25 protein-coding genes are annotated in these 26,008 nt (G+C 42.6%); 2 read left to right on the top strand and 23 right to left on the bottom strand.

Features of this window, described 5'->3' with window-relative positions; translation table 11 throughout:
* Positions 1 to 199: 199 nt before the first annotated feature.
* From serA to pheS, 7 genes are all read right to left on the bottom strand, one after another.
* Positions 200 to 1,786, bottom strand: coding sequence for a phosphoglycerate dehydrogenase (gene serA, locus PHI47_RS00765; RefSeq protein WP_299932525.1), 1,587 nt, complete (start codon positions 1,784 to 1,786; stop codon positions 200 to 202).
* Positions 1,787 to 1,870: 84 nt separating this feature from the next.
* Positions 1,871 to 2,137 carry a hypothetical protein gene (locus PHI47_RS00760; RefSeq protein WP_299932523.1) on the bottom strand — a complete coding sequence of 89 codons (267 nt, stop codon included), beginning with the start codon at positions 2,135 to 2,137 and terminating at the stop codon, positions 1,871 to 1,873.
* A 5-nt stretch (positions 2,138 to 2,142) separates the two neighbouring features.
* Positions 2,143 to 3,798 carry a 30S ribosomal protein S1 gene (locus tag PHI47_RS00755; RefSeq protein ID WP_299932520.1) on the bottom strand — a complete coding sequence of 552 codons (1,656 nt, stop codon included), beginning with the start codon at positions 3,796 to 3,798 and terminating at the stop codon, positions 2,143 to 2,145.
* A gap of 73 nt (positions 3,799 to 3,871) precedes the next feature.
* On the bottom strand, positions 3,872 to 4,705 hold the full coding sequence (locus tag PHI47_RS00750; RefSeq protein WP_299932517.1) for a 4-hydroxy-3-methylbut-2-enyl diphosphate reductase: 834 nt from the start codon (positions 4,703 to 4,705) through the stop codon (positions 3,872 to 3,874).
* Positions 4,702 to 5,979, bottom strand: coding sequence for a 3-phosphoshikimate 1-carboxyvinyltransferase (gene aroA, locus PHI47_RS00745; RefSeq protein ID WP_299932514.1), 1,278 nt, complete (start codon positions 5,977 to 5,979; stop codon positions 4,702 to 4,704). Before aroA ends, PHI47_RS00750 begins: the two co-directional genes overlap by 4 nt.
* The gene (pheT, locus tag PHI47_RS00740; protein WP_299932512.1) at positions 5,976 to 8,306 is read right to left on the bottom strand and encodes a phenylalanine--tRNA ligase subunit beta; all 2,331 of its coding nucleotides are present in this window, start codon (positions 8,304 to 8,306) and stop codon (positions 5,976 to 5,978) included. The genes aroA and pheT overlap by 4 nt, the downstream gene beginning before the upstream one ends.
* Positions 8,303 to 9,295: a phenylalanine--tRNA ligase subunit alpha gene (gene pheS, locus PHI47_RS00735; protein WP_299932509.1), complete on the bottom strand. Its 993-nt coding sequence runs from the start codon at positions 9,293 to 9,295 to the stop codon at positions 8,303 to 8,305. Before pheS ends, pheT begins: the two co-directional genes overlap by 4 nt.
* Before the next feature lie 159 nt (positions 9,296 to 9,454).
* On the opposite strand from pheS, the gene PHI47_RS00730 reads away from it, so the two are divergent.
* Complete coding sequence (locus tag PHI47_RS00730) at positions 9,455 to 9,811, top strand: histidine triad nucleotide-binding protein (protein WP_299932506.1); 357 nt, start codon at positions 9,455 to 9,457, stop codon at positions 9,809 to 9,811.
* An 81-nt stretch (positions 9,812 to 9,892) separates the two neighbouring features.
* Here PHI47_RS00730 and PHI47_RS00725 read toward each other — a convergent pair whose 3' ends face one another.
* The 16 genes from PHI47_RS00725 to PHI47_RS00650 form a co-directional block, all read right to left on the bottom strand.
* On the bottom strand, positions 9,893 to 10,357 hold the full coding sequence (locus tag PHI47_RS00725; protein WP_299932503.1) for an OsmC family protein: 465 nt from the start codon (positions 10,355 to 10,357) through the stop codon (positions 9,893 to 9,895).
* Positions 10,354 to 11,739: an argininosuccinate lyase gene (argH, locus tag PHI47_RS00720; RefSeq protein ID WP_299932500.1), complete on the bottom strand. Its 1,386-nt coding sequence runs from the start codon at positions 11,737 to 11,739 to the stop codon at positions 10,354 to 10,356. The genes PHI47_RS00725 and argH overlap by 4 nt, the downstream gene beginning before the upstream one ends.
* Positions 11,740 to 11,824: 85 nt before the next feature.
* Entirely contained in the window at positions 11,825 to 12,160 is a 336-nt protein-coding gene (locus PHI47_RS00715; RefSeq protein ID WP_299932497.1) for a cytochrome C, read from the bottom strand.
* 106 nt (positions 12,161 to 12,266) lie between these two features.
* On the bottom strand, positions 12,267 to 14,087 hold the full coding sequence (locus tag PHI47_RS00710; RefSeq protein ID WP_299932494.1) for a menaquinone biosynthesis decarboxylase: 1,821 nt from the start codon (positions 14,085 to 14,087) through the stop codon (positions 12,267 to 12,269).
* 3 nt (positions 14,088 to 14,090) lie between these two features.
* Entirely contained in the window at positions 14,091 to 15,032 is a 942-nt protein-coding gene (gene hemC / locus PHI47_RS00705; protein WP_299932491.1) for a hydroxymethylbilane synthase, read from the bottom strand.
* Positions 15,033 to 15,035: 3 nt separating this feature from the next.
* Positions 15,036 to 15,863, bottom strand: coding sequence for a thioredoxin domain-containing protein (locus tag PHI47_RS00700; protein WP_299932488.1), 828 nt, complete (start codon positions 15,861 to 15,863; stop codon positions 15,036 to 15,038).
* Positions 15,826 to 16,233: an FxsA family protein gene (locus tag PHI47_RS00695; protein WP_299932485.1), complete on the bottom strand. Its 408-nt coding sequence runs from the start codon at positions 16,231 to 16,233 to the stop codon at positions 15,826 to 15,828. The genes PHI47_RS00700 and PHI47_RS00695 overlap by 38 nt, the downstream gene beginning before the upstream one ends.
* Complete coding sequence (locus PHI47_RS00690; protein WP_299932482.1) at positions 16,230 to 17,933, bottom strand: proline--tRNA ligase; 1,704 nt, start codon at positions 17,931 to 17,933, stop codon at positions 16,230 to 16,232. The genes PHI47_RS00695 and PHI47_RS00690 overlap by 4 nt, the downstream gene beginning before the upstream one ends.
* A complete protein-coding gene (gene hemA, locus PHI47_RS00685) occupies positions 17,933 to 19,225 on the bottom strand; it encodes a glutamyl-tRNA reductase (RefSeq protein WP_299932479.1) in 1,293 nt (430 codons plus the stop codon). The genes PHI47_RS00690 and hemA overlap by 1 nt, the downstream gene beginning before the upstream one ends.
* Positions 19,226 to 20,116 (bottom strand): polyprenyl synthetase family protein, encoded by an 891-nt coding sequence (locus PHI47_RS00680; RefSeq protein WP_299932477.1) that lies wholly within the window; start codon positions 20,114 to 20,116, stop codon positions 19,226 to 19,228. It lies immediately after the preceding gene.
* A gap of 9 nt (positions 20,117 to 20,125) precedes the next feature.
* The gene (locus PHI47_RS00675; protein WP_299932474.1) at positions 20,126 to 20,536 is read right to left on the bottom strand and encodes a hypothetical protein; all 411 of its coding nucleotides are present in this window, start codon (positions 20,534 to 20,536) and stop codon (positions 20,126 to 20,128) included.
* Between the two features lie 7 nt (positions 20,537 to 20,543).
* Positions 20,544 to 20,828: a DUF2018 family protein gene (locus PHI47_RS00670; protein ID WP_299932471.1), complete on the bottom strand. Its 285-nt coding sequence runs from the start codon at positions 20,826 to 20,828 to the stop codon at positions 20,544 to 20,546.
* Positions 20,829 to 20,984: 156 nt separating this feature from the next.
* Positions 20,985 to 21,263: a hypothetical protein gene (locus PHI47_RS00665; protein WP_299932468.1), complete on the bottom strand. Its 279-nt coding sequence runs from the start codon at positions 21,261 to 21,263 to the stop codon at positions 20,985 to 20,987.
* A 6-nt stretch (positions 21,264 to 21,269) separates the two neighbouring features.
* Entirely contained in the window at positions 21,270 to 22,220 is a 951-nt protein-coding gene (gene rsmH, locus PHI47_RS00660; RefSeq protein WP_299932465.1) for a 16S rRNA (cytosine(1402)-N(4))-methyltransferase RsmH, read from the bottom strand.
* Complete coding sequence (locus tag PHI47_RS00655; protein ID WP_299932462.1) at positions 22,220 to 23,101, bottom strand: LysR substrate-binding domain-containing protein; 882 nt, start codon at positions 23,099 to 23,101, stop codon at positions 22,220 to 22,222. The genes rsmH and PHI47_RS00655 overlap by 1 nt, the downstream gene beginning before the upstream one ends.
* Before the next feature lie 10 nt (positions 23,102 to 23,111).
* Positions 23,112 to 24,422, bottom strand: a complete 1,311-nt coding sequence (locus tag PHI47_RS00650; RefSeq protein ID WP_299932459.1) for an adenosylmethionine--8-amino-7-oxononanoate transaminase — start codon at positions 24,420 to 24,422, stop codon at positions 23,112 to 23,114.
* Between the two features lie 118 nt (positions 24,423 to 24,540).
* Between PHI47_RS00650 and PHI47_RS00645 the strand changes: the two genes are divergently transcribed.
* Positions 24,541 to 26,007: a peptidylprolyl isomerase gene (locus PHI47_RS00645; protein ID WP_299932451.1), complete on the top strand. Its 1,467-nt coding sequence runs from the start codon at positions 24,541 to 24,543 to the stop codon at positions 26,005 to 26,007.
* Position 26,008: the final 1 nt, after the last annotated feature.

Below are 26,008 nucleotides of genomic sequence, written 5' to 3'. Positions count from 1 at the left end.
TAAACGAAGTACAGTAGTAAAGAAACCGCAAGCGTAGCGCCTACAATCATATCAATCATCATCTCTGACTCCATTACAGAATAAATTTCATCTATAATGATATCCCTAAAGTCGGTCAAAAAAGTCTCAAATAAAAGGAGGAAATAGTAAAGAAAATATCAAGAAAAGAAGAAGGAAGGTTCCCCGAAGGGAAAAAAGATTAAATACGAGCGTAAGAAACGCTAATGCAAGCTTTGAGTGCTGAAAGTTCTTTAATGGTTTTGTCATTGACGGCTGAATCAACGATGATAACGGCCAGCGCTTCACCGCTTTTGTTGCGTCCGAGACGGAAATCGGCGATGTTAACTTCATGCGCAGCAAGTAATGTCCCTACTTGACCGATAACACCTGGAACATCAGTATTTTTGAAGAGAATCATATTCCCTTTCGGCTCCACATCGACACCGAAACCGTTGATATCAACGATACGTTGTACATCGTCATTAAACATAGTTGTACTGATCTCGATAACATTTTTATCAGTAGTAAGTTTTACGGTTACAAGATTCTTATAAACAGTGCTTGCCGGAAGTTCTTCCGTCTCGATTTTTATACCTCGTTCTTTGGCTATGAAATCAGCATTAACGTAGTTAATCGTATCCCCTGAAATATCTGCCAAAGCCCCTACGGTCACAAAAGTTGCTAAAGAATTAACGTATTCGGCGATATCGCCGCGACCGCTTACTTTGATAGAAACAATCGGTGCTTTATTCATTTGTGAAGCTAAGAAACCGATTTTTTGACTCATTTCCAAGAACGGCTTTACAAATGATGGAATTTTTGTCTCATCGATCGGTAAGTTCAAGGCATGTGGATACGCAATTCCTTTAGCCGCTTCGATCGCTTGTTGTGCCGCTTCAAGAGCAATACCCAATTGAGATTCAAACGTATTGGCACCCAAATGCGGAGAGACACAAATATTGTCCAAATCAAGGAGTTTATTATCGATGGCAGGTTCTTTGTTAAATACATCAATACCGGCAAATCGGATTTTTCCTGATTTAAGACCATCATACAGAGCATCTTCATCATACAAACCGCCGCGTGCGCAGTTGATTAAAACCACACCGTCTTTCATTTTAGCAATTTCATCCGCCCCGATCATACCAACAGTCTCTTTATTTTTCGGAGTGTGAATAGTAATGATGTCGCAGGCTAAAATATCCTCAAAATTGGTGGTATATTTAACACCAACGTCACTTGCTTTAGATGAATGGATATATGGGTCATACGCGATTACATCCATCTCAAATGCTTTCGACCGAATACCGACACGACTTCCGATGTTACCGAAACCAATCACACCCAGTTTTTTCCCTTTTAATTCGTATCCATACCATTTTTCACGTTTCCATACTCGCTGATTTTTCAAATGATCGTGAGAATATGGGAACATACGCATACATGAGAGCATATGGGTCATGGTGAGTTCAACCGCAGCGATGGTATTCGCAGTAGGGACATTCATCACGATAATCCCTTCTTTAGAACATCCCGGGATATCGACATTATCAACACCTACACCGGCGCGAACGATTGCTTTGAGTCCGCGTCCCGCTTGGATAAATTTATCATCCACATCCGTTGAACTACGAGTAATTGCGACATCGGCGTCTTTGATTACATCTAAAAGTGCAGTTTTATCCATGTCTGCGGCAAAAATCATCTCGACTTGATCGTCACGTCGGAGAAGATTCAGCCCTTCTTCATGGATATGATCACATACGACAATTTTATATTTTTCCATTACTTTTCCTCTGTGAACGGCGAAAAAGTCGCCGTGATTTGGTAGGTTTTTAGTTTTGTTACAAGGGATACAGATTCACTATGATTAGAATTGGCCATGAGTATCATTCGCATCCAACTCTAGAGTGAGCTCATTTACCGGATAAAAATACCCTTTCTCCTCAGTAGTGGAGAAACGCTCAATCCAGTTTCCGATTTCCGGATTAAAATGCGATGCGACTTCTGTCTCTGCTTCACCCGGTCTCTCATTTAAAACAGGTGCTGCAGGATTAATCTGGATCATAAAAACGACGATAAAAACTGCTACGGTTAAGGCTATAAGGGGAAACAGCCAATAAGCAGCACGTCGCATTACTATTATTTCAATTGATCTTTAATCAAATCACCAAGACTGTGTGAATCGTTATCATTGATTTCATCCAACATTTTTTGGTCTTTAATACGTTCCAACTTTTTAACGGAAAGACGGATACGGTCACGTTTAGCATCGATAACTAAAATAGCAGCTTCAATGGTTTGTCCGATTTCAAGTTCTTCAGGGATAAGAGGGTAAAGGTCTTCGTTACGGATAAGAGCGTCAACGCCCCCTTCCAATGAAACGAATACACCGAAATCTTTTACATCACGAACGGTAGCTTGAACCACTTCATTCATTTTATGACTTGTTGCAAATTGGTCAATCGGGCTCTCTTCGAGTGATTTACGGTTCAACGAAATTTTTTCATCATCCACATTGATTTTTGCAATTTTTACTTCGATTTCGTCACCGACTTTGAGAGTCTCTTTACATTTGACATTTTTGTCCCATGAAAGATCTTGATTGTGCAACAATCCCTCTACGCCACCAACTTTAACAAATGCACCAAAATCGGTCAAAGAGGTAACAGTACCGGTAACGGTATCACCTTCTTTGAATTTTTTGGTGAACTCTTCAAACGGTTTTGGTTGAAGACGTTTATACGATACACGCAATTTGTGGGTTTTAGAGTTGATTTCAATAACTTCAACATCGATCTCTTGACCTACTGTGAGGTAATCTTTCGGATGTTTGATATTTTTATCCCATGTAATTTCAGAGATATGAAGGAATCCTTCGATATCGTTACCAAGGTCAACGAAAATACCGTACGGCTCGATATTGCTGACGGTAACCGTGATGGTATCACCCTCTTCCAACGCCTCTTCAACTTCTTGCCATGGATCAGATTGAACCGCTTTGATTGAAAGTGAAAGATGACGCTTGTCTTTATCGTACGCAATCGCTTTTACGTTGACGATATCGCCCTCTTTGTAAAGTTTCGATGGGTTAACAGGCCCTTTGTAGCTGATTTCATTGTAATGAACCAACCCGTCGATCCCGCCGACGTCAACAAACATTCCATAACTGGTGATTTTTTTGACGGTTCCTTGGATAACTTTATCCTCTTCCATCAACGCGTCAATCACTTCTTTCTTGCGTTTACGCTCATCATTGAAAAGTTTGCGGCGAGAAACAACGATTGAAGCTTCAGCCGGATCAACTTTAACCACTTGTGCTTTGATCGTTTTACCGACTACTTGATCGGTCTCTTTAAACGCAGCAAGTGAACGAGGAAGGAAGAAATGGACATCATCCGCTTCCAATAGGTATCCACCTTTATTTTTCTTGGTCACCAACGCTTCAATAACGATAGACTCAAAGTCTTCTTTATGCGCATTGATAAAGGCAAGTGTTTTCTCTTGCTCAAGCACTTTTTTATAGGAGATTTTTGGACGCTCATTGTAGTGTCCCATCACCATTACCATAATTTTATCGCCAACGTTAAAAAGAAGATTTCCTTCTGCATCACGAATTTCATCCAATGAAAGAATTCCTTCGAGTTTTTCACCGACGCCTACCAACGCGCGGTTGTCACTCTCTTGGATCTCTACTACTTCACCTTCTGTAATGCGTGTGGATTCTTGCTCTTTGAACGATGCCTCCAGCATTTCAGCAAAATTTTCTTCTTCAAATGCTTCGTTATCGAAAGCCATGCCTATTCCCTTGTAACTAAAAATTGGCTGATTATAGCGAAAAAATGCTTGTTTTCAGTTTAGGATGCAGAATTTAGGAGTTTGTCAAGGTCTTTATTTTGGTAACAACATCGTCAATTATCCAGTCAGGAGTTGATGCTCCGGCACTGATACCACAGAAATTTTTACCTGAGAACCAGTTCATTTGTAAATCATCCTGACTTTCAATGTGATAACTGTCACTGCAATAATCTTTTGCAATCGAATGAAGCTGCTTGGTATTCGAAGAGTTTTTTCCACCGATAATAATCATTACATCAGCTTCCTGAGAAAGCTTACGAACGGCATCTTGGTTATCAAAAGTAGCGTTACAAATCGTATTGAAAACACGTACCTCTTTGTGCGAAGACATCAGTTTTCCGACGATTTGTTGATAGTCTTCAATTTTTCGAGTAGTTTGGGCTACCGTAGCAACTTTTTCTCGTAAACGGAGAGCATCGATTTCATCAGGGCTGTTAACAACGTAAACATGGTCATTAGCATAACTTTTAACCCCTTTGATCTCCGGATGTGTTTCATCTCCAAATATCACGATATCATACCCTTGAGCCGACATCTCTTCACAAATCTGCTGCGGTTTTGTCACGTACGGACAGGTTGCATCAACAACATTTACATGTCGTTCATGTAACAAAGAGAGTTCTTGTTTCGGTATACCATGGGTACGAATAACCGCCGTTTCACCAAATTTGAAGCTATCTAAATTTTCGCTCAATGCAACATTAAAATCATTTTTTAATCGATCTATCTCATTGGCATTATGAATCAGTGGGCCGTATGTCGCAGAATTTCGGTTTTCTTCAGCAATTTTAATGGCCCGTTTTACACCAAAACAAAATCCGTAGCTCTCCGCAAGTTCAATTTTCATCGCTCTACCTTTGTGCAACTGCCCAATAATTCAAAAAAGTTAGGAAACGAGGTATTAATGCACTCAATATCTTCCACTTCCATACCGCATCGTAGTCCTGCAATCAAAAAACTCATTGCAATACGGTGATCTCCAAAACTGTTCACACGTGCTGAGCGAAGTTCTCCGCCGACTACGGCATAACCATCTGGATATTCTTCCGTCTCTATTCCGCAAAGGTTAAGATTATCCACAACCGTTTTAATGCGATCAGACTCTTTTACCCGTAACTCTTCAGCATTTTTGATAACACTTTTACCCTCTGCACATGCCATCGCAATAGAAAGCGCCGGAAGTTCATCAATGAGCCATGCAATATTTTCTTCGACAGTGACCGCATGAAGAGGTGCATTTTCTACTCGGATCGTCCCAATCGGCTCATACCGCTCATCCGTCAAAGTATAGCTGATCTTGGCACCCATGCGTTCCAGGACTTTAAACGCTTCGATTCGAGTTGGATTGAGAGTAACCCCTTCAATAATAGTTGAAGAATTGGGAGTAATGGCCGCTGCTACCGCAAAGAAAAAAGCACTTGAGGGGTCGGCAGGCACACGAATATCAAGAGGCTTTAACGGGGCGTTCAAAGGCCAAATCTTTGTTTCTAAGCCGTTAATTTCAACACGAGCACCCATTCCGCGAAGCATCCGCTCTGTATGATCACGACTGAGTTCCGGTTCTTTGAATGTACAGACCCCGTCGGAACGAAGAGCAGCAAGCATCATCGCACTTTTTACCTGCGCCGAAGCAATCGGAGAGACATAATCGAATGCTTTAAGTGATGCACCACGAATGGATAGCGGTGCAAGATCGCCATTATTACGTCCATCGAGTTTCGCACCGATAGTGCGCAACGGCTGAGTTACCCGTTTCATCGGACGGCGTTTAAGATATTCGTCTCCCGTGAGGATAAAATGTCCCTCTGCTGAACTGAGTAGTCCGCAAAAAAGACGCATTCCTGTCCCTGAATTACCGCAATCTAAGATTTCAGAGGTTTCTTTAATACCGTGTGAGCGTATCGTGATAACAGAGCCGTCATCGATAATCTCAGCCCCCAGATGACCGACTATTTTAAGGGTATTTAGGGTGTCTTCGGCACGGAGAAAGTTTTCAATCCGGCTTTCACCTTCTGCCAAAACGGCAAACATTGCACAGCGATGTGAGATCGATTTATCCGGAGCAATCGCATCACTTTTAAAAGTAAAAGGGGATGCCGGAGAAACTTTAGCACGCATCATCGCAAATTTACTCCAAGCTCTTCGCGTAGAGCATTCAATATCCCTTCTACAGCGGCAGTAATATCTTCTTCTTCCAACGTTTTTTCATCTGATTGCAATACAAAGCGCAACGTCAAACTCATGTGATCTCCCAAACTTTCCGAAACATAGCGATCAACAGGGTAAAAGCGTCGAACTTGTACGGAAATATTTTTTTCAATAACCGCTTTGATGGTTTGGTACGTTACATCTTTGGGAATAAGAATACTTAAATCTCTAAAAGATGCCTGATATTTTGAATACGGTTGTGCTTCGATCAATCCGTAGGGAAGACAATCAGTTTTGAGTTCGCACATAAACGTTTGTGCAAGGTCAAATTCCTCTTCTACTTGTGGATGGAGACGGAAAAGTTCACCGGCTTCCTGACCATTGATTATCACTTTTGCACATACATACGGATGAGCCAAAGAGTGGCTCGGAGTATGTGAAATCAATTCAAATGATCCGCATACGTCCGAAATCAGTTTGGTAAATGCAGCAAAATCGATAATGGAAGGTTTCCCCGCATTGGAGATTTTTTCATTTTCCATCGCTCCTGAAACAATAAACGATAGACGCTTGGATTCATGACGTTCTGCATCAAATACCATACCTGTCTCAAACAGAGCAATCTTTTTTTGGTTCACTTTAACATTAGCCGCAGCTGAATTCAAAAGACCTACCAATAACGTAGGACGAAGGGTATCAAACGTTGCAGTAATAGGGTTTAAAAGCTCTTTGGACGGCTCAGTACATACAAAACCGAATTTTTCTACCTGAAGGCGTTCATTAAAGACAAAATGAACAGACTCGTAAAATCCGCTTTGAGCAGAACGATGGCGATACATGCGTGTTTTTTTATACTCAGTCAAATCATTACCCATTTGATTTGCTTCTGCAAATACAAGAGGCTTGGACGGAATATTATCAATACCGATAATACGGACGATCTCTTCGATTATGTCTTGTTTATTTACAATATCATGACGAAACTTTGGAACGGAAATCGCAAAAGTCGATCCCTTCGGTTTACCGATATCCATCCCTAAATTTTTGAAAATCTGGGTAATCGTTGTCTTATCGATCTTTAAACCGATAAACGCTTCAAACTCTTCTTCACCCATGCTAATAATACGAGGTTCATACGAAGAAAGAAGCTCTATATTCCCGCCGTATACCTGTGAAGGTGAATATTTTTCAAATAATTCAGCCACATATCGGATACCCATCTCGATTTTTGGCTCACTACCGCGTGAAGATCGATAATAATGGGGACAGCTTGGAACCTTTTTCTCACCCATTTTTTTGGCAATAATATCCGGCGCGATATAACTCGCTTCGATAATCGCTAATCCGCCCTCAGCACTGAAATGAGCTTCTTTTTCTTGCGATACACCGATCACGGAAACTTTCTCTTTCCCGTACAATGCAGCAAAACCGTTATCGTCATTGTCGAGGGTAATAATCCCTTTTGTTTCCGAATCACCAAATTTTTCAAACGGATACGCTCGTAAAATGACACCCGTACTTTGTGTCGAATACAGGAGTAATGCATCGACGGCGGTATTGTATACCCCTTCGATAAGTGCCAAACGCAAAGCAATCGCAAAAGGAACTTGCAGCTCTTTTACATCGACTGCCCCAAATAAAAGATCCGTATTAAACGTTTCATTATGATGAAGCTGCAAAATACGTCCGATACCCAATCGACCATCTTGTTTTTCTTTCTGATTCACTTCTCTAAGTGGTCGGGAAAATGCTGCACACAAGTCACGTGCGATACCGTGAATACTCAAACAGTCACCGCGATTTGCTGTAAGTTCGATCTCGATCAAATCATCATTGAATGAAGGATATTCATTCAAATTTTTTCCGAGGACCATCTCTCCTATGCTCGTATCAAGGATCATAATCCCCTCGCCCAAAGAAGGCAATCCAATCTCTTTCGCCGAGCAGATCATTCCAAGCGATTCAACACCGCGAAGTTTTGCTTCCTTGATCTTAAGACCGCCGGGAAGCTCTGCACCTACTGTAGCCAATGCAATATGAATTCCTTGACGGACATTCGATGCCCCGCAAACAATTTGTCGTATTTCATTGCCTACATTGACTTGACATACATTTAACTTGTCCGCATCAGGATGTTTTTCACATTGTTCTACATAACCGATAACGACACCGTTTGGCACCATAATTATTTCATGTCGATCAACTTCAAGACCGATAGAATTGAACGTTTTCAGCAATGTTTCTGTGCTGATTCCTGAGAGATCGATCCATTCGTTTAACCAATTTTTTGTAACGATCATCTAAACTGCTCCAATAATCTCGTATCTCCCTCAAATAAAGAGCGTAAATCGCCGATTCGGTGAATCAGCATTGCAAACCGCTCAACCCCTAAACCAAACGCATATCCGCTAACATTCTCATACCCGACCGCTTTAAAGACATTCGGATCGACAATACCGCATCCGAGGACTTCAAGCCATCCGGTTTTAGAGCATACTCGGCACCCTTCTCCACCGCAGAAAATACAACTGATATCAACTTCGGCGGAAGGCTCCGTAAACGGGAAAAAGCTAGGACGAAAACGAACTTCAACTTCTCCAAACATTGTTTTTAGGAAATCTTCAAGGATAAATTTAAGATTAGCAAACGACACTTTTCCTGCTTCTTCAACGACCAATCCCTCTACCTGGTGGAACATCGGAGTATGGGTAATATCGTAATCACGACGGAAAACGGCACCCGGAGCAATCATCCGAATCGGAGGTTTGGTACTTAGCATTGTACGAATTTGTACCGGAGAGGTATGGGTACGCAACAGCATCGAGTCTTTAAAATAAAAAGTATCCTGCATATCACGCGCAGGATGGTATTTAGGAAGATTTAACGCCTCAAAATTGTGAAAATCATCTTCTACCATCGGTCCCGTTTGTACCGAGAAATTCATAGCAACGAAATATTCGACAATTCGATCCATCGTTTCCATTACAGGGTGCAAAGATCCACGCTCACTGATCGGAGAATAAAGGCTTACATCAATCGCTTCCGCTTTCATAGATGCTTGCAAATGTTCCATCGCCAAAAAGAGTTTGCGATCGAGCAACAAAGCGTTCAATCCCTCTTTATGGATGTTCAATTCTTTAGCAAATGTCCCTTTTTCTGCATCAGGAATATCTTTCATACGGGCGAACTCTGCGTTCATTATCCCTTTTTTTCCGAAAATAGCGATTCGGATCTCTTCGATTTTATCAATCGAGTCAGCCGATTTTATAGCGTCATACCACTCTTGCAAAATAGAGTCTCCATTGATGGTTTTCTGAAAGCTTTTAAATACGTAATCATTATTTCTGAAACAGCTTTCAATTTAGAAGATATTGTAGTCAAATCTCTTTTATAAATAGCTTCAAGGGACGAACCATGTGCTACAATAGCAGAAAAAAAGAGGTTTATTATGTGTCTTTTCTGTAAAATAGCGAGTAAAGAAATCCCCTCAAATACAGTCGCTGAAAACGATGAATTTTACGCGTTTCATGACATCAATCCAAAAGCTCCCGTCCATGTTTTAGCGATCCCCAAAGCACATTATCAAAGTTTTAATGATATTCCTGGGGATGTTATGGGAAGAATGTCAACGTTTATGCAAGAGGTGGCACAAACATTGGGAATTAAGGAAAGCGGATACCGTATCATCAGCAATATTGGTGAAAACGGCGGTCAAGAGGTGGGGCATCTTCATTTTCATATCGTCGGAGGGGCAAAACTCCATTGGGGACATTTTGCGGATGCTGATCCGAAGGATTTTTTTTGATTTAAAACACAAGCCCGTTCGTGGTGAGCTTGTCGAACCATGAACTCACCCTTCGACAGGGCTCAGGGCGAACGGAGTTTATTACGCATTGCACCCTTGGAGGGAGCCGAAATCTACGGCACTTCCTCCGCCACTGATCATCTTTTCGTTTTCCCGAATGACATTACCATTATGAATAATTGTATAGCTGATCGCCGTGGTATCACGAATCGTATTAATCGTTGAGCAGTACGTCTCCAAGCTCGCCATAACCCAACGTGCGGCCAATGTATCGTCCGCATTGGAATCAAAATGGTATTCGAGATGCAGGGCATTAAATTTACGCGGTGCAGACTCATTACGCACTACTTCACCACTGACTTCAAGGTTTGTTACTTCATACCCTTGTTGCTTTGGAAGCAACACCACATCGGTTGCACTGCACGTAATAATCCCACTTAAAAAATACTCGATTGGGGAGATTTGCGGACAGTCGATAATAAAACTGCTTTTTTCCGTTTTGGCCTCAAATTTCATTTCACTTTGGTGGCTAACCGTGATCTTCATTTCACATCCTTAAGATAATGGTCAAAATAAATAATTTGTTCTAGCGTACGAACTTCGGCAGTTCCGCCCTGTGACGTACGGGCATTCATCGAATGCTCAATCGCTAAGTAAGCAATAACATCTTTTTTGATTCGATTATCAATCGCATGCAGTTCTGCATATTCAATATCGCTCAAATCGATTCCCAAAGCTTCTGCACGAGCAACGGCACGTCCGGTAATATGATGTGCTTCTCGAAACGGGACATCGCAGTGTTCAACCAAATAATCGGCCAAATCAGTGGCACTAAGATGACCGAGTTTGCAAGCACGTGCCATATTTTGAGGCTTAATCGTCATCGTTTTAAGGGCTTCACGCAAAATCTCAAGAGAGATTTCAGCGGTTTCTACACTGTCAAACACTCCTTCTTTATCTTCTTGAGTATCTTTGTTGTATGCGAGAGGCAACCCTTTCATAACGGTCAATAATCCCATCAGATTTCCAAATACTCGACCTGTTTTTCCTCGGAGAAGTTCCGGGACATCGGGGTTTTTCTTTTGCGGCATAATCGAAGAGCCCGTCGAATAAGCGTCGGAAAGTTCCACAAAACGGAATTCATAACTCGACCAAAGGATAATCTCTTCGGCAAGGCGAGAAATATGCATCATCAATGTCGAAATATTGAACAAAATTTCCAGCGCAAAGTCACGATCACTGACCGTATCGAGACAGTTGACACTGACACTTTCAAAGCCGAGTGCTTTTGCGGTCATTTCACGGTTGATATTATGCGGAGTCCCTGCCAAAGCGGCACATCCGATCGGGGAAATATTATTACGCGCCGCACTGCTCTCAAAACGTTCACAATCACGTTTAAACATCGATACATATGCGAGCAGATGAAACGCGAAATTAATCGGCTGAGCATGCTGTAAATGGGTCATTCCCGGCAACAACGTCGTAGTATGCTCTCGAGCAATATCAATAATCGCTTCCATCAACGATTTGATCTGCCCCACAATTTCATGGTTTTTACGAAGTACAAAACGGCGAAAATCGAGTGCTACCTGATCATTACGACTACGCGCGGTATGAAGTTTTTTACCGGCTTCACCAATAATGGCGGTAAGGCGTTTTTCAATCGCCATATGCAGATCTTCATCTCCGATTTTCCATTCGAAAGCACCGGACTCGATTTCACTCAAGACTTGTGCCATCCCCGATTCGATTGAACTCAGCTCTTCCTGGGTTAAAATCCCCTGATGGGTAAGCATTTGCGCATGTGCGACAGAGCCTTCAATATCTTCCCGATAAAGTTTTTGATCAAACATGATTGAAGCATTAAATTTTTCTAAAAGGGTTGACGCATCTTGCGCGAAACGTCCGGACCACATCTTTTCCATGGTATCTCCGAGGTGTGTAAAAGTTGCGTATTTTAGCGAAGTTTGGTTTAGAAGAAAATCATCCCCTCAGGGATGGAAGGTTAATTCAATTACAGGCAGGGACATTACCACTGTCTTTTGCGTATTCGGTCAAGAAGTCTTCGAGATGTCGAGCATCTTTGAAATATCCCCGATCATTAAAGTAAGCCCAAGAAGCTTCCGCTTTTTTCGAAGAAAGATGGATTTGGGCCAATTTTTCCCCTTTATTTGCCATGATAGTTTCCCATACACGCTGTTTCTTTGATGCCGCTAATGCTTGACCGCCACCATGGCACTCTTTACATGACTCAATGTAAATTTTTTGCCCTTTATACGTGGCGGCATTGAGAAACGTAGAACTGGCTAAAAGTGTAATCGCTACTGTAGCATAAAACTTGCGCATCGGAATTATTTTTCCCTATTTGGTTAATATCTAAATCGACTATATTACATTACTAAATCTAATAAATTGCTTAAGCTAACTCCCCTATTAAAGGGAAAATAAAGCGTCAAAGCTGATATTTCTTCTCTAATTTCGAATCTAAATCCCAGAGCGAAAGCGCTTTCAGACGTTCAACTACAGAAGGGGTACATTCGACATCTCCCGGCCATTCCCGTTCAAATCCATCCAGTGCAGTTTTCGTTGTCCCGTCAATCGCTACGATAGACTCTCCGCGGTAGACATCGCGTGCCGCATCCATGTTATTCGTTACCCTCCATATCAGCATATACGGGTTATGGATATCATTTTTATCCTCATCTACAAATACAACGATTCGGATAAAGGGAGAGAGTTTTTCGATCGCTCCGAAGCACTCTTGTAGTGAACGTGTTTTGCGGACACTCACTACTGTGATCGGATTAGCGGTATGGCGCATGTATTGAGTAACTGCCGTAACTTCGGGAATAAGATTTTGAACCTGTTCCATTAATACCGAGCTATCAATGGATTCGGGAGCGATAGGGGAATGTGATGCCGTAAAGTCAATTCCCAATTTGCCTCCCACCAATGACTCAGGACTTGAATGATCAAGAGCATCGGTGATCCCTTCAGAAATAAAGAGATATTTAGGGATAAAACGGTTCAGCGCATATGTTATCAACGCTTCGTAGTTGGTAAGTTTCGGTGCGTCTTCTCCGAAGAAGAGAGCATGTTTGACGAAGCTCATTTGTCCCGATCCCCAAAAAATGTGCATAAACTGCTTCGCATGCCCTTTGTAAAGCGGTTTCATTTTCGCCAAAATCAGATTATGGAATACCCCATTCTCCGGCATATGGTAATCGATCAGATCAGCCGCATTGGTTTTGAGTAACGGCAAGAATACCCGTTCGGTCGCCCATCCCATGTACTTATCTTCCAACGGCGGTTTCCCAACAACCGTAGCAAGATAATAAGGATTTTTACGGTGTGTTATCGCACTGACTTCCATAACCGGATAGTGTTCTGCCAAAGTGTAATATCCTGTATGATCCCCAAACGGCCCTTCGAGTTGAAGTTTTTCCGTATCAACCCACCCCTCGATGACAAAATCAACGTCTTCAGGAATATACAGTGGTGTCGTAAGTGACTCAACAAGTTTAGGAGACTCTTTTTTGACAAGACCGTATAAAAGCAGTTCATTGACCCCATAAGGCAACGGAGCTGTCGCACACCAAGTGTAAAGCGGATCTCCTCCGATCGCAATCGATACCGGCATTTTTTTACCGGCACGTTGATACTGATCGAAAAAGTGGGATGAGTCTTTGTGAATCTGCCAGTGCATTCCCAAATGATTTTTATCATACACTTGGAGTCGATACATTCCCAGATTGACCAATCCACCGTCCAAACTCTGTGTATAAACTTGTCCCATCGTAATAAACGGACCGCCGTCCTCTTCCCAAGTGGTAAGGATTGGTAAATCATATAGATTAACTTCCGTCCCCTGTTTTACAACTTCTTGAGCGCTTCCGCGTGTTTTGAGTTTTTTAGGAAAGATGTCTTTCATGGCAAACAAGTCACCCAACATCCCGATTTTTTCTTTGAATCCTTGCGGCGGCTTCATGTGGAGCAGTTTTTCGATCTCGCTTGCGACCCCCTCCACTTCACGACCGAAAAGCAATTCGGTACGTCGATAGGAACCGAACAGATTCATCACGACAGGAATGTCAAATTTTTTTCCGCTTGCTTTATCGACCGGATGGGTAAAGAGAAGAGCTTTACCGCCATCAACCTTTTTTACTTCAGCATACGCCAAATGGGGAATTTCAAGATAAATATCAAGAGGGGTATCGATAATGCGTAATTCATCTTTGGATTTTAGCAGATCAATCGTTTTTTGTAATGTCACGGATTAAACCTCGTTTGCCATAACTTCGGCACGGTGAAGCAGTTCCATCGCTCCCTGTTCGATCAAACGCTCAGCCATCGCTTCACCTGCTCGAATCGTTTCACCCTGAGACAACGTTACCATCTCGCCCATCACTTCAGAAGCATCCGGGAGTCCGAGAAGTGAACGAACCACGACACTTCCATCACTCTGTACTCGTGCACTGACACCGATAGGAACTTGGCAACCGCCTTGCAAGGTATCAACAAAACCTCTCTCAATACTTGTTTCAATACGGCTGTCATGATCTTCTAAGAATGAAGCGATCTCTAAAACCCACGGTTCATTGACCGTCTCGATGCCTAAAGCGCCCTGCCCCATAGACGGAATCATCTCTTCAAGAGAAATCGGATAAAAATGCTCCACAAGCGTCGAAAAACCGAGACGGTTGATTCCGGCTGCCGCGAGGATAATCGCATCGAATTCACCCTCTTTGAGTTTACGGATACGGGTATCGACATTGCCGCGTAAATCTTTAATCACCAAATCGGGGCGCTGTTTCATCAACTGCATACGACGGCGTAATGAAGAGGTACCGACAACAGCACCTTGCGGAAGGGATACAATATTAGGATATTTCTCACTCAACATTGCGTCACGAACATCTTCACGTGTCGTGATTGCCGAGAGGAGTAGCCCCTCAGGCATTACTGTCGGAACATCTTTCAATGAATGTACGGCCATCTGCGCTTCGCCTCGTAACATAGACTCCTCAATCTCTTTGAGAAACAGCCCTTTACCACCGATTTTTGCCAACGGCGCATCCAAAATCTTATCCCCTGATGTGATAATAATTTTAAGTTCTACTTCGACATCACTAAAGTGTGATTCGATAACCGATTTGATATGGTGGGACTGCCAAAGAGCCAGTTTACTTCCGCGCGTTGCAATGGTGAGTTTTTTCATGTATTACTTAACCTTAATCTCTTTGTATTTGTTTTTCGAAGCATCTTTTTGACCGTCAAAGAAAACCGTCGGTGTTCCGGCCACCATCACTGATTGAGCTACCTTCTGGTCAAATTCAAACTGCTTGATTACCGAAGGACGTTTGATATCCGCAACGGACACTTTGGTTGCGAATGTTTTGTTAAAGGCATCCAAAATTTTTTGATCGTCTTTTTCATTAGGACTTATATCCACTTTATAGAGGCTTAAAACCGCATTATCCGTTCCGCTTTGATCCACAACAATAGCCGCTTTGGTCAATGTTACGGATGCAGGGTGCAATGAGGCTAAAGGGAAATGGTAATAATAGACAGCAAATGTTTTAGGATATTTTGCCATGTATGCTAAAGCATCCGGTACATACTTACGGCAAAACGGACAAAGCGGATCAGAAAAGATCGCTACTTTATGGGGAGCATTGGCATCACCGCTGATACGATTTACTTTCGTATAAAATGCGCCGTTAAACGTAGGAGCTATGGTGTCATTGTACCGTTCACCCGTTTTGAGGTTGACCAATTCAGGTGCGATAACATTTCCATTTACAAAATAGGTGCCGTTTTGATTAATATGGCGCGTATCGCTACCTTGCTTTACATCTGCCTCAATCGTCACAAAATAAGCTTGCCATCCGCTCATGGCGGCAAGATTTTGTTTACCGTTCACATCAATCTGAAGATTGGAAACATTCGGATTACCTCCGATCCCTTTTTTCAAAAATGAGACTACCTCAGCATCGGTAGCCGCCATTAGACTAGCGCAGAGAAGGAAAATCGTCGATAATTTCGGCATCAATAACATTATCATCCTTTGGTTGAGTTGGTGGTTGGTATTTTCTCGAAAAACGGTTAACAATAAACGAACTTAACAGGGAAAATTGCATCAAAACACCGATCATATCACCCAAAAAACCGGGAAGAATAAGCAAAACAGCCCCTAAAAGGGCCGTCATATTCCGTTTGGTGAAGCTCTCCATTGTGATTTGACGCGTTTGAAGCGCATATAGATTTTCACCCAGCGTATGGCGAAAATTCATCAGAATCATAATCCCTAGAAATGCACTCGCCACAATTTCTAAAAACGTTGCGAGTCCGCCAATACGTCCGGCAATATCCACCGTCACGATCACCTCTAAAAAAAGGTAGATCACAAAATAGATCATCTGCGCAATTCCTCAATTTTATCCAGAACATTTGCTGCATCGACGGTAATCATCTCACCCGAAGAGCGAACCATGATTTGAACTAATCCATTTTCAAGCTCTTTACCGACGATCACAGTAAAAGGGAATCCGATCAATTCCGCATCCGACATCTTGAATCCGAATCGCTCTTTGCGATCATCCAAAATCACTTCGATACCGCGGGATTGAAGGGTGGTATAGAGTTCTTCAGCATACGCCATGTGTGTCTCTTCCTTGATATTCGAAACCATAACATTCACGAGATACGGAGCCGTAGCATGTGTCCAGATACACCCTTTCTCATCATGGTGCTGCTCGATTACAGCAGCGACAAGGCGGCTCACACCCATCCCGTACGTTCCCATAATGAACGGTTGTGAACGGCCGTTTTCATCCAGATACTCCGCTTTGAGAGGAGCGGAATAAACGGTACCGAGTTTAAAGATATGCCCTACTTCAATCCCTTTGGTATGTTCCATCTTACCACCGCAATGAGGACATCCGTCACCTGCTTGTACCGTTACCAAATCGGCGAATACCACGTCTTTCATAACATTCAAATCAACACCGACGAAATGGTAGTCCGCTTCGTTCGCACCGCAAATCATCGTCGTAGCATCGCGGGTATCGTTATCCATCACAAAACGGATTTTATTCTGATCCAACGGCCCTATAAAACCGGGAACCAACCCGATTTCCATAAGCTCTGCTTCGCTGATATCGACCAAATCATTGGCACCGACACTGTTTCGTGCTTTTACCTCTTGAAGCTCATCGCATCCGCGGATAAAGAAACATACCGGTTCACTTCCCTCTGTATAGACGGCACGCATCACAACGGCCTTAAGGGTGTAATACGGATCGACATGGAAAAAGTTGCTCAAATCCTCGATTGATTTAATATTCGGCGTTTTAAAACGGGCGAAATCAGCTTGCGGAGCTTCAGGAATTACAGTGCGAGGTGCACGGCGTGCTGCTTCGACATTAGCGCCGTATTCGCATGTATCACACACTGCCAACGTATCTTCACCGCTGTCCGCCAATACCATCAACTCTTTTGACCCTGTACCTCCGATTGCTCCACTGTCCGCTTCAACGATACGGAATTCAAGACCAAGACGCTCTAGAATACGTTTGTATGCTGCTTCCATCGCATCAAATTCGCGATCCAAATCTTCGGTGGAAGAGTGAAAGCTGTAACCGTCTTTCATGACGAATTCACGTGCACGCATAAGACCGAATCTCGGACGTGCTTCGTCACGAAATTTGGTTTTCACTTGATAGACATTCAAAGGAAGCTGTTTGTAACTCGTCACACGGTTACGGACAATGCTCACCATCATCTCTTCGTGAGTTGGTCCGAGGACAAAAAGATTATCTTTACGGTCACGGAAACGGAGAAGTTCTTTTCCAAATTTTTCGATTCGTCCACTCTCCTGCCACAACTCTGCCGGAGTAACAAAACTCAAATCAACTTCTAATGCACCGCATACAGCCATCTCTTCATTGATGATATTCTCAATTTTACGAAGTACCCGTTTTCCCAACGGCAAAAAATTATACAGACCGCTTGCCACCTGTGCTACAAATCCTGCTCGTGAGAGATAAATATGACTGGGTAGCTGAGCATCTTTAGGTGACTCTTTTGTCGTAGGGATATAGGCTCTTGAAAAACGCATTATTTTCCTTTAGGGTAATATTTACAGCTGGTTTGGCTCATCTCTTCGCCTTCATCTTGATCCATCAAAAAGCTCATCGATTCAATCAGGGCATCCACCCGCATTGCATCCGAACCGTCACGCATCCGCTGTGCGAACGGGTGTAAAAATCGTTTCAGTGCTTGTTCCGTCGCTTTTTGCACTGCTTCGGCATGTTCTTGGGGGATATATCCGTTCTCGATAACACGCTCCGTCTCACGAGCTGCGGCACGATAGGCTTTAAGATACATATTTTTGATAAGCGGCTCAATCGACAGGGTTTTTAACCACTCGAAAAATCCGACTACATGACGTCGAATAATCACATAGGAGAGTTTTGCTTCATCCTCACGCAGAGCAATGTTCTCATTAACAATCTCTTTGAGATCATCAACGCTAAAGAGATGAATCCCCCAAATTTCCGCATCGCATTCGATATCTCTTGGAACAGCCATATCAAACCAATACCGATCATACGAACAGGGTTTGATCATCTCTTCGGTAATAATAGGGTGAATCGATCCGGTTGCCGTAAATAAAAGCTCATTTTCGTTGATTGCATACGCAATCTCTTCAAACGATTGTGCTCTTGCATTGCACTCTCTGGCAATAGCTTCGGCTTTCTCGAACGTCCGGTTCATAATGGTGACATCCACTCCTTGCGCGATCAAGTGTTTGCAGGTGATAACCGACATTTCACCTGAACCTATGACTAATGCTTTTTTCCCGTTCAATTCACCTACGCTCTCTTTAACCTTTGCTACGGCGACACTTGCCACTGAAACCGGCTTGGAAGAGATATTGGTCGCATTGCGTACTTCGGCGGCACACTTAAATCCGTAACTCATTGCACGCGAAAGTTTTTGCGCCGAAAAACCGTTTTCTTGGGAAAGTTTAAAGGCATCTTTGAGCTGTCCTGCGATTTGGGTCTCACCTACTACCATCGAATCAAGTGAACTCGCGACACTGAAAAGGTGATGAATACACCCCTCATCGTCGAAAATATCGGCACGCCCATGCAATTCGTCACGAGACATCCCTGAACGGCTGCTTAAAAGCTCAAATACAGATTCACTGGCCGCATCGGTATCATTACAACTGCAAAAAATCTCGACGCGATTACAGGTAGATAGAATCATAGACTCGCTGATAGCCGCAGTAGTGTTGAGTCTATCCATCGATTGAAGCTGTTGCATCTCATCCACAAAGGCAAGCTTCTCACGAATAGCGATGGTAGAGTTTTTGTGAGAAAAACTGATAATCAAATAGTGCATTTAATGACTTCTTTGGATGACGGTTTCGATGATAGCACGTAAAGCCACATCCTCTCCAATAGCGCTGATCGCTTCATCGCATAACATTCTCGCATGGGCGTATGAGCGTTCAATAATTTTGAAGTCATCCATTTTGGAACGAATCCACATTTTTTCGTTCTCATTTAGAACTTTGGAATGACTGCTTACAAGACGAATTTTTTCATCATCATTTAACTCATCATAAAGATCAATGTACGGCAATGTCACTTTTCCTTCTGAAAAATCATTCAAAGAAGGTTTACCAAGCGTCACTTCATCTGCCGTAATATCGAGAATATCATCGACAATTTGAAATGCCAAGCCTAAATTTTTACCATAGGTCGCATGGGCTTGTTCATCTTTTCCTGCCAATATCGCGGCACTGTAAGCGCATGCTTCGATAAGTGTTGCCGTTTTTAGATATAGCATTTTGAGATAGAGATCACGATCACTATTAAATGTCTCCGCCATTTCGACATCCATCATCTCACCCACTGAAAGCCGTGTAACCGATTCCGCAACCGCACGAGCGATAGAAGGATCAAAGGAAGTCAACTCACTAAACGCTTTGGAATAGAGAATATCACCGAGCATAATTGCTGTTTTGCTCCCCTGTGTTGCATTCACCGACGGTACTCCGCGACGCAGCATCGCATCATCAATAACATCGTCATGCAGTAGACTCGCAGCATGAATCAACTCAACGATTGCACCGAGCAAAGGTGCGGCAGGCGCCGCAGGGGCAATCGTCAAAATAAGCCGTGCACGAAGCCGTTTCCCTCCGGAGAGTTCGGCAAAAAGTGCACTCGCTTTCGGGTAATCGACTTCACTGATGAGTTTTGCGATAAGTGTTTCTACTTTTTCCAACATTACCTGTAATCACTTCTCCGTTAAATAATCCAACACGATCCGCTTCTCTTTATCGATCAAAAGAAGATCCATTTGCGCCGTATTGTTTCCTTCGTCAAATTTTTTAAAAACGACGACGGTATAGGGAATATCCAGTTCGCTTCGCTTAGGAGGCAGAAGTCGCTTTTGAAAACTTTGATTACCGTACGTGGCAGAGAGCATATGCTGTCCGACAAACCGATCAAAACTCTCATGAACAACCAGCACCTTATCCGTGTAAAGGGTCCAGCGAAAGCTCAAGATACGTTCTAATCCCTCACTTTTGACCAAAATTTTAACAACCTGATCTTTTTTGAGGATAAAACTTTTTTGTTCTCTCCACGCAGCGGCGTGTAAACACAACACACTGCCGAGTAACAAAAAGACGAAAAATCGTTTCACTACGATCTTACTCGTTTTGCGTTAACACGTTTCCAACTGAAATGATATAAAGATTTTTGGCCATCATATCAATTTCATCGGCACGTTCAAACTGCATCGTCTGAAGTACACGGTCGATTTTATCTTCACCATGTGCTTCTTGCAACATAAGTTCCATCGCCGCCATACGTGTCATCAATCGCTCCAGTTCATTATGAACCAAATCTCGATTTGCGTTAAAAACGATATCCAAAAACTTACTTTTCGGTGAACCTTGGAAAATATCGTCTTCGTCTTCAAACAAATTATACATCGTATCTCCAAAGTATCAATTTAAGAGGGCGATTATACCATCTGAATTCTTAGGTGCGTAAAAAAAAGAAGTGAGGAGAAAAAATAAAAGAATGAGATAAATTTACTGGATTATTAAACTGGATTCCCGATTAAACTGGGAATAACATACAAAAATTTAAAAAAGTGTATCTGAAATCTGGCTTTTGTATTTCATGGATTCTACTTTGGATTTGATCAGACGGTTTTCTTCCAACAACGCATCGTGTTCATGAGTTAGAGTAGAGATTTCACGACTTTTAAAATAGATTTGAGTGTTAATAAAAATTTTTGGAAATACAAGCATCAACACAAACGCAATGCCTAAACCAACTCTTACCAAGAATCGGAAATCCATCGAATCATCGGGCGAGATAATATGCTGGGTTTCATCTAAAATATCGTGTTTTTCACTCATGGATACTCAATCTCTTCGTATTTCAAATATTCTTAGTTTTGCACTGCGGCTTCGTGAGTTGGCGCGAAGTTCATCCTCTTGCGCCGTTAGCGGTTTTTTCGTAATCACTTTTCCGATAGAATGGTTGTTCCCACAGGTACACCGCATCGCATCATCGGGACAAATACAGTTCTTAGACCATTTGTTGAACCGATTTTTAACAATCCGATCTTCCAACGAATGAAAGGTGATAATTGCAACACGTAACTTTTTAATCACGGATGCTTCAATCGCGTCTAAGAGTCGGGTCAATTCCCCAAGTTCATCGTTGACTTCGATCCGAATCGCCTGCATAACGAGAGTTGAAGGATGGATTTTTTTCCCTTTGGGCATGAGATGAAAAATCGCTTGGGAAAGTTCTTTAGCCGAAGCGAACGGTCGACGCTGTACGATCGTTTCTGCCACTTTTCGGGCATTAGTTACTTCACCGTATTCTCGCAAAATTGTTTCTAATGCCCCCTGCGAGTATTCATTTACTACCTCGGAGGCACTGAGCTGCGCATTAGGGTTCATCCGCATATCGAGGGTATCGCTCTCGTATGAGAACCCCCGTTCACGTTGATCGAGCTGAAGCGAAGAGACGCCGATATCTGCCAAGATACCGCAAATATTATCACCTTTCTCTGTCATAGCTTCTGCGGCAACCTCTGAAAAACGTCCTTGACGTATCTCGACACGCGCCCCGTACGGAGCAAGCCGCTGCGATGAAAATGCGATAGCCGTAGGGTCTTGATCGATGCCGATCAAAGAAAGCGAGGGTTTGTTATCGAGTAACAACGAGGAATGCCCACCGTATCCCATCGTACAATCTATGATAATACCTTTTTCACAGGGGGCAAACGCATCAACCACTTCGCGGTAAAGGACGGGGATATGAGGCGTTTCCTGCACTGAGCTACCTTTGGTTTTATTGGCCATTATGATAGCTTATGCTCACTAACATAACGTTTAAAATCGCTGATCGTACGGCTCATAGTCTTCTCTTGACGCCATACAAGACGAAATTCTCTCTCAAATCGGTGCCCTTTAATACGAGCTTCAAACATTTTCCCCTCTTTCAGTTCTTCTATGATACTGATTCGCGGCAAACAGGAGAGAGCTTCTGTATCATTAAGCAAATATCCCTTGATTGCTTCATTATGTTCAAATTCCATATCGATATTCAGTTCTTTGTCAATCGGTGCAATCTGAGAAAGGAATATCTCTCGGGTACCGGAACCGCGTTCGCGTAAAATCCACCGTTTCTGTGCCAATTCATCAATGTAGTACTCCCGATCGTTCAGTCTCGGATCGCTTCCGACCACCACAAGTTCATCAGTCATCAACGACTCTGACGCGAGGTCTCCCTCGCTAAAGCGCCCTTCGATAAATCCTAAATCACAGATTCCTTCCCGTACCATATTGATCACATCGGTGCTGTTAGTAGTTTTCAGTGAGACTTTGACCTGTGTATGGTCAGATCGAAAATTTCCGATCCATTTAGGGAGAAGATAGTTACTGATTGTGACACTCGCGGCAATATACAAATGCCCGGCACTTAAATCGTCTCGAAAATGATCATACAGCTGTTGAGAATGTTCTAATATGCTTGCAGAATGATCAAAAAAATAGCGTCCCCGTTCATTGAGAATCAATCGTTTCCCGATACGTTCAAACAACACATCCCCCAACTCTTTTTCAAGCTCACGCACCGCCATGGAAACGGCCGATGGGCTCATAGCTAATTGTTCAGCGACATCAATCACCCGAGACGATTGAACCATTGCGACAAAGATTTCCAACTGACGTAACGTAAACATGGACGACTCCTTAGTTTTCGTTAGCACAAATCGTTCTCAATGCACTTTCTATCGCATCAAAAACATATTTTAACTCTTCAAGAGAGATCACATAGGGGGGCATAACATAAATTACACTCCCCAAAGGCCGCACCAATACCCCTTTTTCTAAGCAATGCCGATGTATTTTCAGCCCGATTCGCTCACGAGAGTCAAATCCCTGTAATTCAACCGCGCCTATCATCCCACATTGACGACTCTCTTTAACACACCCAAACATTTCAAACCGCTTCAACTGCTCACCCATAAACGTAATTGTTTCTTGATTTTTTGTTATCACATCATTGGTTTCAAAAAGGTCTAATGTCGCGTTGGCAGCGGAACAGGCAAGCGCATTTCCGGTATAACTGTGTGAGTGCAAAAATGAGCGTGCAGGATCATAATCACAATAAAACGCTCCGTAAATATCCTCAGTTGTTATAACGACCGACAGCGGAAGATATCCTCCCGTAAGCCCTTTGGAGAGAATCAAAAAATCAGGAGTAATGGAGGCTTGTTCACACGCAAACATACTTCCGGTCCGACCAAATCCGACCAATATTTCATCGGCGATAAAATGTACCCCAAATTCCTGACAGATTTTTTTGGCTTCTGAAAGAAATAGAGGATGATACATTTTCATCCCACCGGCTCCCTGAACCAACGGTTCAACGATCAATGCCGCGATTTCTTCTCCTCGCTCTTGCAACAATATTCGAAATGCATCCGCCGCTTCGAGGGCAGCTTCGGGAGTCTGATTTGACGGAGATGGGGTTTGAACCGCTCGAATCAACAGCGGTTCATATGTCTCTTTATACAACGCAACATCCCCGACCGACAACGCACCGAGGGTCTCTCCATGATAGCTATCAGTGAGAGACACAAACAAGCTACGCTCTGTTCCTCGATTTTTATGAGCATGGTAGCTCATTTTCAACGCCACTTCAATCGCACTCGAACCGTTGTCCGCATAAAAACAACGTGTTAGTCCATCAGGAGATAATGCCACAAGACGTTCAGAAAGCCGTATTACACTTTCATGGGTAAATCCGGCCAAAATAACATGTTCGAGTCGTGAGAGCTGCTCGATAATTTTCCCGTTAATATAAGGATTGCAATGACCGAAAAGATTTACCCACCAGCTGCTTATAGCATCGATATATCGGTTACCGTCAAAATCGTGAAGATAAATTCCTTCCCCTTTTGCAATAGGTACGAGAGGAATCGTTTCATGATCTTTCATTTGGGTACACGGATGCCACAAAACGTCCAAATCCCGCTTTGACATCTCTAAATTATTCATCCGAAACCTTTAAGTTTGAGTTATTATGTGATAACATGTGTTAGTTGTTCTCTATTTTCATCCAGGTTTAATGGTAAACTGAATAGAATATCTGAATTTTACAATAGGATCGTTTAATATGATTACTTGGATGCAACGCCATCGAAAATACTTGGTCATTACGATCTGGATCTCTACGATTGCCTTTATCGGAGCCGGATTCGTCGGATGGGGAGAATACAGTTACGGAAATAAATCCGGTGCTGTCGCAAAAGTAGGAAACATATCTATCACTTCCGCAGAATTGCAAAAAAGCTATTCCAATCTTTTTAACCAATACAATCAACTTTTCCAAGGAAAGTTTGATGAAAAACAGGCAAAGCAGTTTGGACTTCAGAAACAAGCGCTTCACCAACTTGTTAATCAAGCCCTTGTACTAAACCTGGCTGAAAGCTACGGTCTCATTGTCACCGACACAGAGCTTTGGAACATTATCAAATCTCAACCGCTTTTTGCGAAAGACGGCACGTTTAGCAAAACAGCTTACGAAGAGACTCTAAAACAAAACCACTTAACCATTAAAGAATATGAAGCGTCAACAAGAAAAGAGCTATTGATCCAAAAAACACTCTACCTTCTCGCATCGGGCAACAAGCCGATCGAACAAAAATCTCTTGACAGCGCGTTAAGTGTTTCAGATAAAATCAATTATAAATTGCTTACCCCCGCTATGATTTCTCTCACTGCAAGTGATGGCGAGCTCAAAGTATTCTGGGAAAAACACCAAAAAGAGTTTAAAACCGAGCCTAGCTACGATATTGCCTTCGTAACCCAAATCCGACATTCACTATCCCCTTCTGAAAAAGAGATCAGTGATTATTATGAAATGAACCGCCAGCTTCTCAAAGACAGCAGTGGAAAGATTCTCTCGCTTGCCGATGCAAGAAGCACCATTTTATCTGCATTAAATAATAAAGCAACCGAGAAAGAAGCACTTCGTCTGTATATCGATTATAAAAAAGGTGCTCTTCAACCCGGGATCACAGCTCAGAAAGTAGCCATTAACGCTTCATTATCACCTTTTAGTCCTGAGTTAACAAAAGAGATAATGGATCTAAACGATCAAAAACCATTTTTGAAACCACGCAAAAACGGCAATGAATACATCGTTGTGAAACTGGAAAAAATGAATCCGTCACGCATTAAAACATTTGATGAAGCAAAAACAGACGTTAGTGCACTCTATACCGCTGAAGCTAAAAAAACCAAACTGCAAGAGTTAGCTCAAAACACTTATAAAACATTTACAGGGACAACAAGCGATTTCATCACCCATGCTGATGGCTCTAAATTAGCGGGATTGAGTGCGACGGAGGGGTCAGAATTCCTCACAAAACTCTTTACTTCCAAACAAAAACAAGGTTTTGTTACTTTGGAGAGTGGAAATGTTGTTATCTATAACGTTTTGGAACAAAAGTTGCTACAAGACAAAACAATAGCGGATGAAAATACCGTGCTCAAGCTCAAGGGAAATTTGTTGGATCAAGGGCTGATCAAAGCACTTGAGAGCAAGTACCCAGTTGAAATCTATGTAGAGGGGATTTGAT

The organism is Sulfuricurvum sp. (genome assembly GCF_028713855.1).
GTDB lineage: Bacteria > Campylobacterota > Campylobacteria > Campylobacterales > Sulfurimonadaceae > Sulfuricurvum.
Note: the sequence above shows the minus strand (reverse complement) of the source record. Positions and strands in the feature narration are given on the sequence as shown.

Coding starts and splice junctions, on each gene's coding strand:
- PHI47_RS00725 (WP_299932503.1), bottom strand. CDS start 10,357: ATGAAGATCACGGTTAGCCACCAAAGTGAAATGAAATTTGAGGCCAAA.
- PHI47_RS00695 (WP_299932485.1), bottom strand. CDS start 16,233: ATGATCTATTTTGTGATCTACCTTTTTTTAGAGGTGATCGTGACGGTG.
- PHI47_RS00670 (WP_299932471.1), bottom strand. CDS start 20,828: ATGTATAATTTGTTTGAAGACGAAGACGATATTTTCCAAGGTTCACCG.
- PHI47_RS00655 (WP_299932462.1), bottom strand. CDS start 23,101: ATGTTTACGTTACGTCAGTTGGAAATCTTTGTCGCAATGGTTCAATCG.
- PHI47_RS00650 (WP_299932459.1), bottom strand. CDS start 24,422: ATGAATAATTTAGAGATGTCAAAGCGGGATTTGGACGTTTTGTGGCAT.
- argH (WP_299932500.1), bottom strand. CDS start 11,739: ATGGAAAAGATGTGGTCCGGACGTTTCGCGCAAGATGCGTCAACCCTT.
- PHI47_RS00760 (WP_299932523.1), bottom strand. CDS start 2,137: ATGCGACGTGCTGCTTATTGGCTGTTTCCCCTTATAGCCTTAACCGTA.
- PHI47_RS00665 (WP_299932468.1), bottom strand. CDS start 21,263: ATGAGTGAAAAACACGATATTTTAGATGAAACCCAGCATATTATCTCG.
- hemA (WP_299932479.1), bottom strand. CDS start 19,225: ATGCACTATTTGATTATCAGTTTTTCTCACAAAAACTCTACCATCGCT.
- serA (WP_299932525.1), bottom strand. CDS start 1,786: ATGGAAAAATATAAAATTGTCGTATGTGATCATATCCATGAAGAAGGG.
- PHI47_RS00645 (WP_299932451.1), top strand. CDS start 24,541: ATGATTACTTGGATGCAACGCCATCGAAAATACTTGGTCATTACGATC.
- rsmH (WP_299932465.1), bottom strand. CDS start 22,220: ATGGCCAATAAAACCAAAGGTAGCTCAGTGCAGGAAACGCCTCATATC.
- PHI47_RS00730 (WP_299932506.1), top strand. CDS start 9,455: ATGTGTCTTTTCTGTAAAATAGCGAGTAAAGAAATCCCCTCAAATACA.
- PHI47_RS00690 (WP_299932482.1), bottom strand. CDS start 17,933: ATGCGTTTTTCAAGAGCCTATATCCCTACGACAAAAGAGTCACCTAAA.
- PHI47_RS00755 (WP_299932520.1), bottom strand. CDS start 3,798: ATGGCTTTCGATAACGAAGCATTTGAAGAAGAAAATTTTGCTGAAATG.
- PHI47_RS00700 (WP_299932488.1), bottom strand. CDS start 15,863: ATGCCGAAATTATCGACGATTTTCCTTCTCTGCGCTAGTCTAATGGCG.
- PHI47_RS00715 (WP_299932497.1), bottom strand. CDS start 12,160: ATGCGCAAGTTTTATGCTACAGTAGCGATTACACTTTTAGCCAGTTCT.
- hemC (WP_299932491.1), bottom strand. CDS start 15,032: ATGAAAAAACTCACCATTGCAACGCGCGGAAGTAAACTGGCTCTTTGG.
- PHI47_RS00750 (WP_299932517.1), bottom strand. CDS start 4,705: ATGAAAATTGAACTTGCGGAGAGCTACGGATTTTGTTTTGGTGTAAAA.
- aroA (WP_299932514.1), bottom strand. CDS start 5,979: ATGATGCGTGCTAAAGTTTCTCCGGCATCCCCTTTTACTTTTAAAAGT.
- PHI47_RS00680 (WP_299932477.1), bottom strand. CDS start 20,116: ATGTTGGAAAAAGTAGAAACACTTATCGCAAAACTCATCAGTGAAGTC.
- pheT (WP_299932512.1), bottom strand. CDS start 8,306: ATGATCGTTACAAAAAATTGGTTAAACGAATGGATCGATCTCTCAGGA.